Below are 17123 nucleotides of genomic sequence, written 5' to 3'. Positions count from 1 at the left end.
CTTTTCGAAAGGCCATTTCCATGACCAATCCCAAAATCTCTGTCGTGATGCCGATCTACCATGTCGAACACTTCGTTGGCCAAGCGGTGCAGTCGGTGCTGGATCAGACGTTTACCGATTTCGAGCTTATTTGTGTCGATGATGGTGGCAGTGATGCATCAATGGATATCGTAAGAGGTTTCACCGACCCACGCATCCGCATTGTCTGTCAGGAAAATCGCGGCCTTGCAGGGGCGCGCAACACCGGTATTTGGCACGCGAAAGGCGCGTTCGTTGCGCTTCTTGATAGTGACGATGTCTGGCACAAAGAGAAGCTCGCCCTGCACTACATCCATCTTATGGCGAACCCTGACATTGGGGTTAGCTATGCCGGGTCACGGATGATTGACCGTGATGGTGCCGTTCTCAGCGTTGCTATGCGCCCGCAGATCGGCCGGATTACGCCGCGCGACATTTTTTGCCGCAACCCGGTCGGCAACGGCAGTGCGCCGGTGCTGCGCAAGACCGCTCTTGACCGCGCGAAGTTTGAGCATCCGGAGTTTGCCGGGCGTGATTGTTGGTTTGATGAAAGCTTTCGTCAGTCCGAAGACATCGAGATGTGGATACGTCTTGCGGTAAAGCACGAAGTCGTCTTTGCGGGAATTGATGGTCTGCTGACCGACTATCGCATCATCCCCGGGGCGTTATCGGCCAATGTGGTGAAGCAATATCTCAGCTGGACTAAGATGCTACGCAAATTGCGCAGCTATGCGCCTGAATTTGTGGACGAGCACGAAGCAAGAGCGCGTGCTTACCAACTGCGCTACCTCGCAAGACGCGCGGTGCAATTGGGTAACTTCCAACTTGCTAGTGAGCTCTTGGGCATTGCCCTAAGGTTGAAGCCACACATACTGATTGAGGAGCCTCGCAAAACGGTTACCACTGCGGGCGCTGTTGCAGTCGGTTCACTTCTGGGGCGGGAACGCTTCACGACCCTGATGCGGCCAATCTTGCGGAAAGCCGCATGATAGGCATCACACATCTGCTCGATGATTTCGGGATGGGCGGGGTGACCCGGGCGCTGACTCTTTTCGAAGAGCCAGCGCTTGCGCGTATTGCGCGCTCGAAGGTCGTCCCCATCGATGCACAAAGCATGATGGCACCGCAATTGTCAGCCGAATTGATTGTAGATCATATGGCACTGTCGTGGAAGCGACTGACCTTTTTGGCGAGCCTGCGCGCCCGCAACCCACACAGCCGGATCGTGCATGTAGAGCACAGCTACACCCGCGCTTTTGAGCAGCTTCATGTGCGATCAAAGACGCGCTTTCGCACTATGCTGAAGATTGCTTCGCTGCTGGTGAACGAGATTGTCTGTGTATCGGAAGCACAGCGGGACTGGCTTATCAATGAGGTTGGCATTGATCCGAGAAAGCTCTGCACCATCCATCCGTGGACTGACCGCAAGGAACTGTTTTGCGTTCCAGACACGCATGCTTCAAAACGAGCGCCAGTGCGATTGCTCGCCTATGGTCGCTATGCGGCGGTGAAGAACTTTTCGCAGCTCATCGAGGCCATGCGCGGAGTATCTCCTGAGGTCGCAGGATTGACGATCTTTGGCGATGGGCCTGATCGTGCAAAGCTTGAAGCACAGGCCGCTGGCATACCTCATGTCGAAGTTCTGGGGCCTAGCAATTCTCCTGCAGATTTCCTCGCCCGGTGCGATGCCGTTGTTGTGCCTTCCCGCTATGAAGCCTTTGGCCTTGTGGCAACAGAGGCGCGTATGGCGGGGCGTGCGATTCTGGTGGCTGACGTTGACGGCTTGCCAGAGCAAGTCGGGAACGCCGGAATGGTTGCCAAGATGGATACAGCTGAGGCCATCGCCGATGCCATCCACCGCCTTTCAAAGAGCGACATTGCGACCATGGGCGCGATGGGTCGCAGCGCTGCCAAGACGCAGTTGGAGGCGATCATCTTGCGCTGGGCAGAACTGATTGCTCGCACTAACGCCTAGTGCTTTCCGATTTAGCGCCAAAGAGAAGGCCGCCGATCTCCAATGAGGTCGGCGGCCTTTTGCTTGTGGTCCTTCATCGGAGAGCGGTGGCCCTAATCAGAGCGGCGCAGCGCGATCCCAATAAGCACGAGGGCAGGCCAGTAGAGGTAGGCAAGGATCTCTAGGTTCTCTCCAAAGGAGTAGAGCAAGAGCGCTAAGGTGAGGCCTAGGCCAACCCGCGCGTTTTGGTTGCTTTGGGCTTTGATTAGGAGCGCAATGAAAGTGATACCCAGCGCAATGGCAAGCGCGGCAGCCCCCAAGAGACCCTTCACAAACAAAAGCCCATACCAAGAATGGTGGCTGCCAATTGGCATATACTCAACCAAATGCGGGCCATTCTCGACGATGCCGTGGCCGAACCAATAAGCTTCGGTTTCCCAACGGTGGATGGCGATCCGGCCAAGCGCTGCGCGAACCCGGCTGGAGTCTGCGCGGGCAGCGGAAAACTCGCTCACGGCGCTATCGATGATTTCAAGCAGCAGCGGCCCAAAGACCCCCAATGCCAGCACCGCCGGGGCCGCCATCAGCCAAAGATGCCCTTTGCCAAGACGGCTAGCGCCCCAAACGAATGGCACGATCACGATGAGCGCCACGAGAGCCAATCGCGATTGCGAAAATAGGGCGAGCGTAAGGCCACCTGCGATGCCAACCGCTTTCCAGCCAAGGTGTTTCTCTTGTGCGGCGATGAGCACATAAAGCACGCCCATCATTCCCGCAGCTGGCGACCACGGCGCAAAGAATTGCCAACGCGGTGTGCCTGCACCCGGCTCAATCGTATAAAGCTGCGCGGCGAAGTATTCTGACCCTGCACCGCCCAGCACTTTGAGCGGAGAGGTCCACAAGAGCTCCGGCAAACCGATATAGGGTGCGGCAATGAAAATTGGCAAAACGATCAGCGTCTGCAGCCCGAGCTTGCACACCGCGCGGTAAATCACCTGCGCGCGCACTTTCAGGCACGCACCGGCTAGCACAAACAGCGCGATAAGCGCCCAGCCTTTGGCCCAACCTACGCTCGACTTAATGGTTTTTGCGGTCCCAAGCTCAAAATTTGCGTGCCCAACCCACAGGATGATCAGCATCGCAAACATAGCGATAAGCCACACCCAGACGGGCGCGCGGATTGCGCTTGGCTTGATCTGATCAAGGTAAAGCGCAAGCGCCACCATCCCGGCAAGAACCCAGCCGAGCACTGGGCCGACGATGTACAAACCACCGACCAGCCACAGTGCCCAGGTCCACTCAATGGACCTTAAGATCAACCGTTCGGCAGAAGTTTGCGGATGATTGGCTGTCTCAGCCATAGCAGCATAAATCCAATTAGAATGAAGAAGGTGGCACCGATAGCGCCGGCGATAACGAGCAAAGGCGACGGCGCGGATTTGCCCCGCGGCAGTGATGGCGCTTCGAGCGTTTGGACCAGAGGATAAGAGGCAAAAGGATCAGACTTGTTGGTGTCGAGCCGCGCAAGCGCAGAGCTGAACACCGCTTCGGCAACCCGCAGATCGCGCATCAAGTCAGCAAGCTCTGCTGCCTGTTCGACCTGCTCTTCGGTATCAGCAGACTGCCCGGCAATCTGGCGACGCAGCTCTGCAAGTGCAGCGCCATGCCCCGTGCGATCGCTGTCACGCTCAGACAGGCTTGCGAACAAGTTTTCGCGGGTGTTGGATACCGACAGATCAGCAAGCTTGATGACCGCCGCGCCGTCAATACCTGTCAATGCAGCGCCGCGCCGGGCAAGGTCGCTTTCCAAGGAGGCTTGCTCTGCTGCGAGTTCTTCAATGCTCGAGTGGGCATCGCCCAAAGTGCCTGAGCTTTCCGCATGCTCGCCGCTCACCTTGGCATAGCGGCTGAGCAATTCTTGGAACTCAGGGTCTGCTTTTAACTGCATCGCGCGGCGCGCTTCGGGCAGAGTGATGTTCAGCGTTGATGAGAGGCGCGAGGCAGAAGCGCTCGTTTCGACCACGCGAACCCGGCGCTCGCGCTCATTGGCTTTCAACTGATCAAGCGCGGTGATCCGGCCTGCAAATTGATCCAGCGAGACCAGCCCTGTGCGTCCCTGAAAATCAAGCAGCGCCTGCTGTGCCTCATCGACCTTACGCTCAAGGTCGGAAATGCGCGATGCGTCGGCATCCTCACGAGTGCGCGCTTCATCTTCGCGCAGCGTTTGGAGCGCTGTGTCGAACGCTTGTTGGAGCGCCTGCATACGCGCCTGCGCTTGCTTGGCTGACCCTGCGCTCATCCGCAGTTCGATGAGGTTGGTTTGATCGATGAGCTTGATGCTCGGGCTTGGAAACCCGTCCTCATCCTCGTCTGCAATCCCCGCCGCATCACGCAGCACCAAGTCCGACATAAGCAGACGTTTGTAATTCTCGGTTGGGCTAAGGCTGGGGGAGGAGAACGCCGATGAGGTGTTGCTCGTAGCTTGACCAATCGATTCAAGGTTCATGCTGCCCCCAACGCCTGTACCTGGCAAGATCAAGGTCATGCGACTGTCGAAGCGGTCCGGGGCAAGAGCGATATAGCCAAGCGCCAACACCCACACGAGCGCAAGCGGTCCCGCCAACGCCGCGAAATAGCGGCGGTAGCGACCAACCGACGGCAGCCCATCGCGCACCAGCACCCAAAGACGCATAAGGCGCCTTGGTGGTGCAGCCTGACCAAGATCGGGGGCGAAGGTCTTCACAGTGCGCTATCCAACAAGATTGCGGGCGTCGCAGTGTTGACCGCATCAGTCACAAGACCGACTGCCTCGCGGAAGTTTGTCCACCGGCTATCATAACAAGCGATCGCATCGCCCGGCATAAGGTAAGGGTTGAGCGCATCACGATTGGCGCTTCGCACCAGCTTCTCAATATCGCGCTCCACCACGATGCTTTGACCGTTGATCGGGTTGCGCGAGATCAAAACCGCGCGGCGATCCGACTGCATATAGCTTCCGCCTACGCAGTTGGCGGCGACCAGCCCTTGAAGCAGCCGAGTGCCATAGGGAAGCGAAGTGGTCTTATCGCCGATGGCCGCGCCTGCATTGTTCATCGCACTGCGCGTGAGGTTCGACATATAGACCCGGATGCCGGGGGCAGTGAGCGGGGTTGGACGCACAAGGTCTGCATCAAAGCATGTACGGCTTGGCACCAGAACGCGGTCGCCGCTCGCAATGGAAACATCGCGGCTCGACCAGCCGTGGATGAAGCCGGAAAGATCAAACTCGGCATAGGTGCCATCGCGCAGCAAATAGATGCGCTGAACGTCTGCATCGGGGCGAACGCCGCCAGCTGCACGGATAGCGCCTGCGATTGTGCGGCTGACATTGTCGTCTCCGCTCACCGCGCCTTCTTTAAGGCCAATGCGGCTTTCCGGATTGCGCTCGCCAGCGCGCACGGCTCCGGGCTGGAACACTGCGCCACCCACCGAGACCGAGGCTCCGGCGTTTTCAATGAGAGATACCCTCACCGCGTTTCGCAGTGGGCGCACGATATTGGCTGCGACAAGCTGGCTGCGCAAGCGCACGGTCAGATCACTGATGGAAAGGCCGCCAGCTTGCACCGGGCTCTGACCGCGCAAAGCCAAGGTCCCATCGCTGTCAATAACATAGGTGCCTGTCAGCCGATCCTCATCGCCAAGGATCGTAATTTCCAGACGGTCGCCTGCGCCAAGCGGAGCGGTGCGATCCAGAAAGCTTGATGGCGCAACACGGGTGTATGTGTCGAGCTCACGCGGAGCCTGCCAGCTGCATGTGGGCGCGCCGCGGGCGACCGGCGCATCGGTGATCCAATCGCCCACAAATTTTCCGCGCGGCTGGCCGCTTCCCTGCCAGGCGACTTGGCCGGGCGCGTAAGTGGCACTTGCAAGATTAGCAGGAGCAGGGCCAGCAACACAGCCTGACAGCAGTGCGACGATAGCGGTGCAGCTAAGCGCTTTAACAAAGTTTGGGCGAGGCATTTTCTATACTCCCTGAACGGTGTTTGCCCCACTCATCACAAGGATCGTGCCAATTGTTCAGAACCGCAGAATTGCGTGGATTGCAAAGTGAACGAATTGCCATATTTGCAAAGTGCGGCACTCTGATTTGCGTTTTGCAAAGAAATTCGCATTATGGGAGGTTCTTCGGGGCAAGATCGGCTCTCAAACGGCCAATTATTCGGCACGCCGTTTGCATAATGAAAGACAGAACCAATCACCGGAGTTGTCTTGAATGAAGGGTATTATCTATTCGGAGCTGGTCGGCTTCCTTGATGAAACGGGCGGACCAAGCTTTACCGAACAAGTGCTGGAGGGCGCGCAGCTGCCGCATGGCGGCGCGTTTTCGCGCGTCTCGCGTTACCCGTGGGAGCAGGCCGTGCAAGTCGTCACCTCAGCTTCTAAAATCACTGGCGCTGACGCAAATGACCTGTGCGAGGCCTTTGGCAAATTCCTGTTTGACCGCTTCACCATTCTCTACACCGAGCTGATCGAGCGTTATCCGACAGCTGAAGGGATGCTCGCCCATATTGAGGATCATATCCACGAAGAGGTGCGCGTGCTGTACCCTGATGCCGAGCCGCCAAAAGTTTCTTCGCGCAAAGACGGCGATGGTTTCGTCGTCGAATATTCCTCTCATCGGCCATTTGCGCATATCGCCTTTGGGCTTGTGCAAGGCTGCATGAAGCACTTCAGCGACCCGCGCTCGATTGATTGGGTCAACCGCGACCCATCTGGCAAGACCGCATATTTCAGGATCCAGTAATGCCTAACGTCAAAGTTCTCATCGTCGAAGACAGCGCCTCTTTGGCACTTGGCTACGCTGCACAGCTCGAAGATGCGGGGCACGAGGTTAGCCTTTGTGAAACTTTGATCGAGGCGCGCCGCTCGCTCGTCGCGGATAAATTCGATGTCGTTTTGCTCGATCTGCAATTGCCCGATGGCGATGGATTGACGTTGTTCGATGCCCTGCCGGGAAGCAAAAGCAACCCTGAGGTGATCGTTGTGACGGCTGATGGATCGCTGAACCGCGCGATCAGCGCAATGCGGCTGGGTGCGTATGACTTCCTGGTAAAGCCGGTATCAGGCACCCGATTGCTTAGCACAGTTGGCAATGCCGCTGAACAAAGTGGACGCGCGTCGCTGTCGGATGCAGGACCTGTCGAGGCACCAGCCGAAGACAACGGCTTCCATGGGTTTATTGGCAAGTCCCCGGTTATGAAGGCCGTCTATCGCACGATCGAAAGCGTGGCAGATTCCAAAGCGACTGTTTTCGTCACGGGGGAAAGCGGCACTGGTAAGGAAGTCACCGCTGAGGCTATCCACTCGGCAAGTAAGCGCAAAAGCGGGCCGTTTGTTGCGATCAATTGCGGAGCCATCCCTGAGAACTTGCTTGAATCCGAGCTGTTCGGCCATGTCAAAGGTGCCTTCACAGGGGCCGTTGAAAACCGGATCGGTGCGGCCAAAGCGGCTGATGGCGGCACGCTGTTCCTCGATGAAATCTGCGAGATGGATTTAAGGCTTCAGGTTAAACTCCTGCGGTTCCTTCAAACCGGTATGATCCAGCGCGTCGGCAGCTCTGCGGCTGAACCCGTCAATGTCCGCATCGTGTGCGCCACCAACCGCAACCCGGAACACGAAGTGGCGCAAGGGCGATTTCGCGAGGACCTATATTACCGCCTCAATGTCATTCCCATAACGCTTCCCGCTCTTCGTGAGCGCGGCGAGGATATTGCCTTAATTGCGGGCGCACTTGCTGAGAGGATCGCCGCAGAGGAGGGGCGCGCCATTTCGGGTTTTACCGCTACCAGTGAGGCCTATCTCAAACAGCACAATTGGCCTGGCAATGTTCGAGAGCTGCAAAATGCCCTTCGCCGAGCGATTATCACAGGGGTGGGTGATAAGGTGGACTTGTCTACAGGATTGCAGCCCGCCCCCCGCGCCCCTTTGCCCCATCGAATGGAGGAGCCGTCAGGACCCGGCCTTTTACATGCAGCGCCCCAAGGCATCGAAGCCGGCGAAACGCTGCAAGCTTCCAACGCAGATTTCGCCGGCATGACCCTTGACCAAGTTGAGCGGCTAGCGATCGAACAAGCCATTTCGCGCAGTTCGGGCAACATTGTTCAAGCCGCTCGCGGTCTTGGGGTCAGTCCCTCTACAATCTATCGCAAACTCGAGCGGTGGGCCGGTTAATCCGCGCCCGCAAGGCTTCGCAGCAATACCGATGACTTCTTAATGTAGCGCGCGAAAATGAGGGGCGAAGCGGTTGGTCCAAAGGGACAAAGAGGGCAGAGAAATGGGCGGTCCAATTTCCTCAGCTGATCAGAGGCTCCAAAGCGACGAGACTGCCTCCAATGAACGGGCCTATTGGCGCGAGGGCATCCGTCTTTTGTGCAGCCACCGCGCCAAGACCGGTTGTGAAGGTGATGGCGGACATCCCCCTTGTTCGCTCGCGACACAGCGTAATACTTGTGAGCAGCTGGTTGGCTGAGAACCAAAAGCCATCCGTAGCCGCCAATTGTCTAATGGGCAGGTCAGTAGGCGCGCACGCTTGGCAGAGCGCAATTGGGCACACAGCCTTGCTGCTTTACCTTGGGCAATGGTTCCAATGAGAAAATGGCGGAGACGGAGTCCGCCTAACTGGCTTTCAGGTTTGTTCGAATAGAGCTCGGAAGGTACAAAAATGCCTTGTATTTAATTGATATTTTCTCTCCAGCCGTTCAATCATGTTCGATTGTGTTCCCATAAAGCCACGCTATTATCAGGTAACGGTTATGGGAACGGCTGCTATTTCCGCCACTTTGGCAAGGCGCTGGCAGGTTTTATGACCGGACTGGGAACCGAAATGCCGCGCAAACTACACAACGCCCTTACATCTCTTGCGGTCAAGAATGCCAAACCAGGACGTCATGCTGATGGTGGCGGGCTACATTTGCTTGTGAAGCCGACCGGGGCACGTTCATGGGTGTATCGCTTCATGCTAAAGGGCAAGTCGCGTGACGTTGGCTTGGGAGCGGCTGGTCAAGGCGGATTGTCTCTCGCCGATGCGCGCGATGAAGCGGCAGCGCTGCGTCTCAAGGTCAAGGCAGGCATAGATCCGCTGGAGGAAAGGGACAGAAAGGCCGCAAAGGCGTTTGCGACGGCTCAGGCCGCCATGATGGCCGGAACGACGTTCAAGGATGTAGCGACCGCCTATATCGCTACGAACGAGGAAAGCTGGCGCAATCCAAAGCATCGCCAACAATGGAGAAACACGCTCTCGACATATGTCTATCCGGTTATCGGGGACTTGCCGGTTGCCGAGGTCGAAACAGCGCATGTCCTCAAAATCCTTGAGCCGATCTGGAAAGAAAAGGCCGAAACTGCCAGCCGTATTCGCGGGCGAATTGAAACGGTGCTCGATAGCGCCAAGGCGCATGGTTACCGCGAAGGAGAGAACCCGGCGCGCTGGCGCGGGCATCTAGGTCAAATACTCCCTGCTCGTACGAAGCTATCGCGCGGCCATCACAAAGCGATGCCTTACATCAAGATACCGGCCTTTGTGCGCGCACTCCACGCTCGTGAAGCAGTGGCTGCAATGGCCTTGGAGTTTACTGTTCTCACTGCTGCTCGTTCCGGGGAGGTCATCGGAGCAAATTGGGGAGAGGTCGATCTTGAGGCTGCGCTTTGGACGGTACCAGCCAGACGCATGAAGGCAGCGAAGAAACATCGTGTTCCACTGTCACCGCGGACAATCGAGCTACTGGAAAGTGCAAAAGCTCTGGGTAGTGATTACTTGTTCCCAAGCGCACGCGGCGGCAAGTTGTCTGCCATGGCTATGTCGATGCTATTGCGGCGCATGGAGGTAGATGCGACCGTGCATGGTTTCCGGTCAGGTTTCCGAGATTGGGCAGCCGAGCAGACTAGCTATGCCCATGAGGTCGCTGAAATGGCGCTCGCTCACTCGATCGGCAATGCGGTGGAGCGCGCCTATCGGCGAGGGGATATGTTCGATAAACCGCGGCGCCTTATGGATGATTGGGCGGAATACTGCGCGAGCGGCAGCACGGCTAATACCAAGGTGGTTCCAATCAGGCAAAAAGCATGGCCTAACGCCTGATATTGAGCGTGAGATACGGTCATTCTACTTTCTGGTTGGCAGAACCAAGGTAGATATGGAAATCCAATCGATACCACCCTTAGCGGCGGCCTATTAGAGGCCTCCAATTCTCTTCAGTCGAGATGACTTGTTGGAGCCGCTGTGGCCGAAGCTGGTCACCGTTCAGCTGGGAAGTCGACGCCCGCGACGAACAGCTTTACTGAATTCCCCTCAACGAAGATGGCGTCGGAGTCGTTGGTAATAAGGCCAGTTGACGAGTCACGGCTTCCTCTGAACCGGCCATGCGGTGTATTGAAGGAAAAGCTTTCGCAAATCGTGTAGCCATATCGAACGTAGTCTGAGCCATAGAGCCCGTCTGCGCCTTTTGGATAATTTGAGAACTTTATCACATTGTATTCCGGCTTAAGGAGGCTCACAAAGGCCTTTTCGGCGTCAGCCACAATGCGCTTTTGGTCGTAAGCTCCGTTGAAATCCTCGTCTTTAAAATCATGATCGAGCTCAAAGGTCGTCATGATCATTGGCTGAGCGCTAAATAGGAACAGGAAAATTTCGTCGGTGACCCGCGCTCCGGGGTAGCGCTGGGGTTCGGTACCGAGAATATCCATGCGGGCCTTGTGGCCGTTCCTGATTAAGCGACTAAAGCTATCCCCAACCTTTGCGATTCCAACATAAAGGAGATCGTAGATCGCAGCGTCCCGGTGACGGTCGAAACGCTCGATGCCAGGGCACCCACGAGAGCGATCCCAGATTAGCTTCTCGGTCGTAAACCAGTTGAGCACTTTGGAGCCCGGTTCATCAACCGGACCATCCCAGATCCGGATATTTTTTTCACCACCCTCGAGCCAAAAGGATGATGCATCCGAAGATTTGACACCTGGCAATTCTCGGATGTGAATCTCAACTGGATCTCGGAAATCGTCACCGATGACAAAATCAAAACTGGCGATGTAGGTCTCAGGGTCGACAACCAGATTTAGATACCTCGCTTCCGCGCGACCGCCGATCATGTAGAAGTCGCTTTGCCTGAGCACTGTTTCGACCTCAGGGTCATCCTGAAGCCAGATAGCCTCCTGATTGGAAATCGGCGGATAAACCGTTTCCAAAAGCGTGAGCTTGGATTTCGTAACGGTGGAGCTTGGTTTCATGATTGGCGTTCGTAGCACAAGAACCGTGAAAATTATCGGACAGCTTCGCGCAAAAGGCATAAGAGCACGGTCTCAATTTTGGCTGATCTCCAATTACGCACCTAGAGCAAGCCACTGATGTGCGCTGGACAGTCGGTGTCCAACCGAGTCCGAGACGTACGAGCGTGACTGTCTATGGCCAATTCTTCTTCGTTTGCCGACTAGCCGGTCCTGACTAACTTCTGAGCAAGCTGGCCTCGCAGCCAAAATTGTCACTTGGAGAGCATGCCAAAGGCAGCTTTCCGGTGCTGAAAGGCCAAGTATGATCAATCCACTCCAACACCTTGCCAAACCGCACCTTGGTAACGTGGTCTATCCTCTCTTTCCTAAGCCACTTTCGATTCAACAGACTGACTAGCAAGGTGCCCCCGTATCCCTGTTATTGAATGCGACTAGCTAAAAGAGATTTAGTAAGACTGGCTAAATCTGAGAAAAGAGTTAGTCTCTCTTCTGCTATAGAATTCGGGGGGATTCGATGATTAGAATGCGTCTACTTGCTGCGGGGTTGCTACTGACGACTGCAAGTTACTCCGGTGCCCAGCCATCAAAGCAATCCGATAAAATCATACTGAAATCTTTAGGTATCGCTGCCACCAAATGGGGAATTGCGGCGACCAAAAGCATTGTCGGGTCACAGTCGTTTCAAACCGTGCCAAATCCTTCAGAGGCAAACACAACCGCTGCTGCAGCCACCAAAGTAATCAATAACTACAATCGAAAGCGAGCGCAGCTAAATGGCGAAATTGACATGCTACAAGGCACCGTCGATCTCATAGCTGATCTGGCAGCGACAGTCACCGTGGCGGCAACAGGTGGTAGCGCGGCTGCTCCAGTTGCTATGGTTAGAATGACAGTGCAAGCGGGTAGCGATGCGATCTTCGCAGGACAAAGGGTCGAAGCCCAAGCTAGCATGAAAGCATATTTGGCTGACAACAGGGATACAGTGATCGCCGATGCGGGATTGAGTTACGAGGAACTCAGAACACTAGACGCCGCCTCTTTAAAGAAGAAACTCAGTGAAGGTGGAGCTACGTTCAAAGACCTTGAATCTAAGGTTTCTGATCCGGATGCAAAGGAGTTTTCTAAGGACCTGATCGTCGACACAATAATCAATACCTCAAAGGCGCAACTCGACCTCATAGGGGAAAATAGTGAGGCGATTAACTCCCTCGACACTCGCCTTACTAAGCTCTCAGAATCTCATAGAAAATTTGCTCAATGGACTGCCGATTCACTCGACCAGCAAGCAAAGGTCCTTGTGAGCATGGAGGCAAGTGTCAAAAGGATCGACAAAGCGGTTGAGCGGATCGATGCAAGGCTCGACGTTCAAGAACGCAACGCATCGTTCGTGAACGACTTTGTTTTCTCAAGAATGCCAGCCAGAGAGAAGGCCGAGGCGCTCAAGTCCGGCTTCATGAGTGAGCGCTTCGCTTGTCCTGAGACAGACACTGAATGCAGCCCCAGCAAGCAGAAAGAGCTCAAAGATGCGCTCGTCGAGCGGTTTGAAGCTGAAGCTGATTTGCAAGACCAGATCGCCACTGCTGGCCAGGTTCTTCAGGGGGCGAACGACTTAGTTACAATTGCTGACAATCTGGGAATTGATGCGGGTGACGCGCCGAAAGTCGTAGCCCTCGGCGGGGCTGCTTTCAATGCGTTCAATGCCGCCGCTTCTGGCAACTATTTGGGGGCAGTCGCCGGGATCAGTGGGATGTTTGGCAAATCGAAACCTGACCCAATGATGGAGTATCTCAAAGCTCAGTTTTCACAGATCAACAAAAAGCTTGATAAGGTCCTAGAGAACCAACGAAAGTTGAGTCAGCAAATAACCAAGCTATCGGCGAGGATGGATGATCACTTTGCGAACTTGAATTCACGCCTTGACACCACTGACCTCGCAATAGAGCAAATTCGCCAACTAACCGCAGCAAACTTCAATAAAAATTGGGCCCCATGTAAAACGCTATGGGAAAAAGCAGAAGGCGCCGGATATGAATATGATGCAGCTCGGTTCTCGACATTTTCTAAAGCGTGGCAGTTTGGAAACAACTACGACAAAGAAATGGATGAGTGCGGGAGCGCAATAGCCACCAACTTTGAGCCGATCTCAAACAACAATCTCTTCGGCTCTTTCATGGATATTCGAACAGATACTGACGAGCCGGATAAGGTAATCCTCAGGGTTCAGGATGAGCGCGGGAAACTCTGGAAGCTGGTTGAACTGTACCTGACCTCCTCGCAGATCGAACCCTGGGCGGCTTTTGCCTCTTACTCTTCGCCCACACATGATGTGAATACACTGGTGAAAAGAGCGGCTGCCATCTCCCAGAAATCAGACCCATGCGGCCAGTCGGGCCAACTCAAAGGGAGGAGGCTGGGGCTTTTGCTTTGCGCGAAGGACCCAATTGCAAGTCCAAAACCGAACGCAGTTGCGAAGCGTGGTCTAAGTCGGCCACTTATCACTGACAGGGCGGCTCGCGTGGCTTATTGGGTGGCGACAGAGGCGGCCGCGGTCGATTTCTATAAGATTCCTCGAAACGCTGACGGAAGCATGCCAACTGATGCTGATCTGCTCCGCTTCCCTGTCATCCCAAACTTTCCAACGACGGGTGAAGAGCACCTTACCCGAGCCATGTCAGCGTTGGATACTGCGATGGCGAATTCAATGATTGAGTATGGTGACCTTACCGTTCTCGCTTTGGTCGATGCTCTTGAAAAAGAAGGAGAGCCTAGGTCCGCGACGCTCTCGTTGCTTAGGGACCGGCCCTATCTTGCGCATAATGTGGTGCTGAAGTTGCTTCATGATCGATTTGGCATCTACGACGTGAAGGGTGCTCAGATTCCTTTAAAGACCCCCAAATCGACGGCTTATCAGCTGGCGGTCGGCTTCGCTGAGAAGTCGAAGAAAGGCAACGCTTTCGCTTTGCTGCGGACCGTCTTCGGCCCCCAAGACAAGTTCTTCAAAGACGAGGAAGGTAGAATCTTCATCGAACTCAAAAAAGACGACAAAGAGGCCGAGGGGCTTCGGATTCCCCTTCCCGAAGTTTTAGCATTCAACGAGCGGGCCTTTATCTATCCCAAGACAGTATCTGACCTGAAAACGGCCAGAGAGCACATCGGCTCGCGGCTAATTGATTTCGGGCTGGCCGACGACCTTTCAGAGGCAGAACTAGAGGCACTCGCCATCAGCTTGCTTCGATCAGAACGCAATTAGTGAAAGGAGAAAGCACTTATGCTTCGAATCCCCGATGGCCGTTGGGTGCCCCGATGGGAAAACGGAAAGCACAGAGGATGGGTGTTCGTTTCGATGTCGGATGACCAAACTGGAAAAAGTACCCGCCCCAATAGACGCGCGCAGTTTGTGAAGAGCAATGTTCCGACCGTTTTTACGTCAAAAGAGGTGAGCGCGAAGTTTGTCCGTAAATCGGAGCATGAAGCCCTGAAGCAGGAGTTCGCCAATCTCAATGCGACGCTTGCCGAAATCCAAGCACAACTTCTCTCAGAGTGAAAGGAATGCCCATGATTAGGAAGCTATCAATTCTTGTAACTTGCATCGCTGCGTTCGGCGCAAGTGCCCTTGCTGCGGAAACATGGGTGGCTCCCTATAATGTTTCGGGCCCAAACCAGTGCTCGGGAGAATATGGCTGTGCCTATTCATTCCGGAATGAGTTCGGAACCTATTCGAAGAATGGGAGGCCTGAAAACAAAGGTGCCCAAGTGTTTACAGCTGAGGAAGTGCGCCAAAAGTTCGTGCCGCTCGAGAAATACAATAACGATGTTGATGCCCTACGAGCGGACGTCGAAGAGCTGAAAGGCGCAACGGAAACTCTAAACCAAATGTTGCTGGCAGAGGGGCAACGTGAGGGCAATGCTGAGGGGGAATGAGTGACCTTCACATTGCAGAGCGAAACCCTCACTTAACTCGGAGACGACAATCATGCGAAACTCACTAATCGGCATTGGCGTAGTGGCCAGCGCGATCTTGGCGGCGGCAGCCAGCGCTGAAATTTTGGTGGCACCCGGACAGTCCTATCCAGCCCATGCAGGATTCACTTGGAGGGGCATCGCAGAGAACCGTGTGGAGATTAACGCTAGCTCAAAGAAGGACGCCGCAGCCAAGGCCAGTCAGGCACTTGTGCCTGTCTACACGGCTAAAGAAGTGAGAGACAGGTTTGTATCGCGGCAAGAGTTCGAAGAACTTGAAACGAAGTTCAACAGCCTTCAAGCGACGCTTTCCGAAATTCAAGTTTCAATGCTATCGGAGACGGCAACCGATGTAGAGTTGAGCGAAGGTGAATAGCTAGGCCTACCGCCGCACATCCTAAGCACAGATCGCCCTTGAAGAGAGGGCCTAATATTTGTGCAATTGAATCGAGGCTCACGGAGTTTTGGAGTTCTGGTTTCGGCCAATCGAATTGCGCGACTAGGCTGGCTTACTTGCCGCTGCCACTGACTATCTAAGATCAGTCTTATCCAGTGTGAGCAATGAAGACGAACCTTTGAATGTGGATCGTAAGCTCACCGTCCACCTACTCGGTTACAGTTGGCAGTCTGCAGCCTTCCTGCACCGGCAAAATTTGCCTATCCTTCGAATGGGGATAGGCCGGCCAGCCGACAAGCGCGCTTCCCACGCGCTTCCCCGCTTCAACCTTGGGAGCCGCGAAGGGAAGCGGGATGAAGGTGACCGGACCGACAAAGGAGCAGGTGTGCTCTATTGTAGAAGAACAAGCGTCCGAACAATATGTTCGCAAGATTGTTGATGCTACAGACACTGTAACCGACGAGCTTCATGGTCAACTAGTCGATGCTGCGAAAGCTTATGAAGCTGGGCCGCAATTGCAGCGACAGGCCGTTTGCGATGCCATCATGGCAACCTCCGAATACCTCAAACTGCAGGGATTCAGCGATGCTACTCTCGTTCCTCTCAGCCGTGTAATCTGGGCCATAGTTGACCTTTGCGAACAGAATCGCCCCGATCCACTGTTCTGCGAAAAGCTAAAGGGGGCTAAAGCCAGCCGCAGCCTTCAAGACTCTGCGAAGCAGGGACAGTTAGCTGCGTTGGCCGATGTGTGGCTAGAAGCTCACCAAAATGGCAATGGCAGTGAAGCAAAGCTTGAAAGCGCTGCAAGACGCTTCTCGGGACTGCATTTTGGTCTGGTCACTCGGAAGTCCTTGGAATCGGCAAGGAGCTACCAGAGGCAGGATGGACACAATGACCTCCTCTACGATTCGTACAATCAGATGAAGATAGCGATGGAAGTCGATGCAAATGTAGCGGGTGGTGACAAGGAAGGGCTTCGCACAGCAATCGATGCTCAGGTCAAAGCACTGAACGCAAAGGCTGAATTGCGGCAAGCATGATTTGTATTTTCTACCCTATGAAAAATACGACGGGCTAGCATCATTACTTCTCCAGCGGTGTTCGGAGCATCCCGCCCGAACCAGCATGGAGCAATCGAACATGAATACCGAACCACGATGGGGGGATCTGAAAGCCCTTCAGGCACGCTACCCGGGTGCATTTGGCAGAACGCGCGCATATGAGCTTTTGGCTCAGGGCAAACTGCGAGCAAAGAAACTAGGTGGCCGTACTCTCTGGGACTTTGCTGCCGCACAAGAACTCATCGAAAGTCTTCCCACGATCGGCAGAGAGGTATGAGTCATGCCACGCAAAAGTGAAACTCGCGCGGGTGAAGCGCGAGGATTGCGAGCTAGTTCTTGTGGCTTGTTTCGCGATCATTTCGGGCCCTATGCCCTGCAATCGAAGTTCCTGATTTCATCGTATTGTATCAGTCCGCACGAAGCGGCACCCATAGCCGCTTCCGAGATCTGAGGCCTCTGCCATGATTGGTAA

16 protein-coding genes are annotated in these 17123 nt (G+C 55.0%); 11 read left to right on the top strand and 5 right to left on the bottom strand.

Going from position 1 to position 17123, the window contains the following annotated elements; translation table 11 throughout:
- Window positions 1–20 precede the first annotated feature (20 nt).
- Together AC0V61_RS04285 and AC0V61_RS04280 are read left to right on the top strand one after the other, a co-directional pair.
- Window positions 21–1007 (top strand): glycosyltransferase family 2 protein, encoded by a 987-nt coding sequence (locus AC0V61_RS04285; protein ID WP_486156035.1) that lies wholly within the window; start codon window positions 21–23, stop codon window positions 1005–1007.
- The gene (locus tag AC0V61_RS04280; protein WP_486156034.1) at window positions 1004–1993 is read left to right on the top strand and encodes a glycosyltransferase family 4 protein; all 990 of its coding nucleotides are present in this window, start codon (window positions 1004–1006) and stop codon (window positions 1991–1993) included. The genes AC0V61_RS04285 and AC0V61_RS04280 overlap by 4 nt, the downstream gene beginning before the upstream one ends.
- 92 nt (window positions 1994–2085) lie before the next feature.
- On the opposite strand, the gene AC0V61_RS04275 is transcribed toward AC0V61_RS04280, so the two are convergent.
- Genes AC0V61_RS04275 through AC0V61_RS04265 form a run of 3 tightly spaced genes read right to left on the bottom strand, consistent with a single transcriptional unit; the run spans window position 2086 to window position 5971 of the window.
- A complete protein-coding gene (locus AC0V61_RS04275; protein ID WP_486156033.1) occupies window positions 2086–3333 on the bottom strand; it encodes an O-antigen ligase domain-containing protein in 1248 nt (415 codons plus the stop codon).
- On the bottom strand, window positions 3288–4715 hold the full coding sequence (locus AC0V61_RS04270) for a GumC family protein (RefSeq protein ID WP_486156032.1): 1428 nt from the start codon (window positions 4713–4715) through the stop codon (window positions 3288–3290). The genes AC0V61_RS04275 and AC0V61_RS04270 overlap by 46 nt, the downstream gene beginning before the upstream one ends.
- Window positions 4712–5971, bottom strand: coding sequence for a polysaccharide biosynthesis/export family protein (locus AC0V61_RS04265; protein WP_486156031.1), 1260 nt, complete (start codon window positions 5969–5971; stop codon window positions 4712–4714). Before AC0V61_RS04265 ends, AC0V61_RS04270 begins: the two co-directional genes overlap by 4 nt.
- A gap of 253 nt (window positions 5972–6224) precedes the next feature.
- Here AC0V61_RS04265 and AC0V61_RS04260 point away from each other — a divergent pair, with 253 nt between their 5' ends.
- Together AC0V61_RS04260 and AC0V61_RS04255 are read left to right on the top strand one after the other, a co-directional pair.
- The gene (locus AC0V61_RS04260; RefSeq protein WP_486156030.1) at window positions 6225–6755 is read left to right on the top strand and encodes a heme NO-binding domain-containing protein; all 531 of its coding nucleotides are present in this window, start codon (window positions 6225–6227) and stop codon (window positions 6753–6755) included.
- Window positions 6755–8182: a sigma-54-dependent transcriptional regulator gene (locus AC0V61_RS04255; protein ID WP_486156029.1), complete on the top strand. Its 1428-nt coding sequence runs from the start codon at window positions 6755–6757 to the stop codon at window positions 8180–8182. Before AC0V61_RS04260 ends, AC0V61_RS04255 begins: the two co-directional genes overlap by 1 nt.
- 121 nt (window positions 8183–8303) lie before the next feature.
- Here the strand turns inward: AC0V61_RS04255 and AC0V61_RS04250 are convergent, their stop codons facing one another.
- A complete protein-coding gene (locus AC0V61_RS04250; protein WP_486156028.1) occupies window positions 8304–8426 on the bottom strand; it encodes a hypothetical protein in 123 nt (40 codons plus the stop codon).
- Between the two features lie 387 nt (window positions 8427–8813).
- Between AC0V61_RS04250 and AC0V61_RS04245 the strand changes: the two genes are divergently transcribed.
- Window positions 8814–10088, top strand: a complete 1275-nt coding sequence (locus AC0V61_RS04245; protein WP_486156027.1) for a tyrosine-type recombinase/integrase — start codon at window positions 8814–8816, stop codon at window positions 10086–10088.
- A gap of 155 nt (window positions 10089–10243) precedes the next feature.
- Here the strand turns inward: AC0V61_RS04245 and AC0V61_RS04240 are convergent, their stop codons facing one another.
- Complete coding sequence (locus AC0V61_RS04240) at window positions 10244–11233, bottom strand: hypothetical protein (protein ID WP_486156026.1); 990 nt, start codon at window positions 11231–11233, stop codon at window positions 10244–10246.
- A gap of 523 nt (window positions 11234–11756) precedes the next feature.
- Between AC0V61_RS04240 and AC0V61_RS04235 the strand changes: the two genes are divergently transcribed.
- The 6 genes from AC0V61_RS04235 to AC0V61_RS04210 all read left to right on the top strand — a co-directional run bounded on the left by AC0V61_RS04235 (window position 11757) and on the right by AC0V61_RS04210 (window position 16928).
- Window positions 11757–14483 (top strand): hypothetical protein, encoded by a 2727-nt coding sequence (locus AC0V61_RS04235; protein ID WP_486156025.1) that lies wholly within the window; start codon window positions 11757–11759, stop codon window positions 14481–14483.
- Window positions 14484–14576: 93 nt separating this feature from the next.
- Entirely contained in the window at window positions 14577–14777 is a 201-nt protein-coding gene (locus AC0V61_RS04230) for a hypothetical protein (protein ID WP_486156024.1), read from the top strand.
- A 209-nt stretch (window positions 14778–14986) separates the two neighbouring features.
- Window positions 14987–15154, top strand: a complete 168-nt coding sequence (locus AC0V61_RS04225) for a hypothetical protein (protein WP_486156023.1) — start codon at window positions 14987–14989, stop codon at window positions 15152–15154.
- Between the two features lie 52 nt (window positions 15155–15206).
- Window positions 15207–15569, top strand: coding sequence for a hypothetical protein (locus AC0V61_RS04220; RefSeq protein WP_486156022.1), 363 nt, complete (start codon window positions 15207–15209; stop codon window positions 15567–15569).
- Window positions 15570–15943: 374 nt separating this feature from the next.
- Window positions 15944–16630, top strand: coding sequence for a hypothetical protein (locus AC0V61_RS04215; protein ID WP_486156021.1), 687 nt, complete (start codon window positions 15944–15946; stop codon window positions 16628–16630).
- A gap of 100 nt (window positions 16631–16730) precedes the next feature.
- The gene (locus AC0V61_RS04210) at window positions 16731–16928 is read left to right on the top strand and encodes a hypothetical protein (RefSeq protein WP_486156020.1); all 198 of its coding nucleotides are present in this window, start codon (window positions 16731–16733) and stop codon (window positions 16926–16928) included.
- Window positions 16929–17123: the final 195 nt, after the last annotated feature.

This window comes from Erythrobacter sp. JB1-4 (genome assembly GCF_057365025.1).
This window is presented reverse-complemented; position numbering and strand designations above follow the sequence as displayed.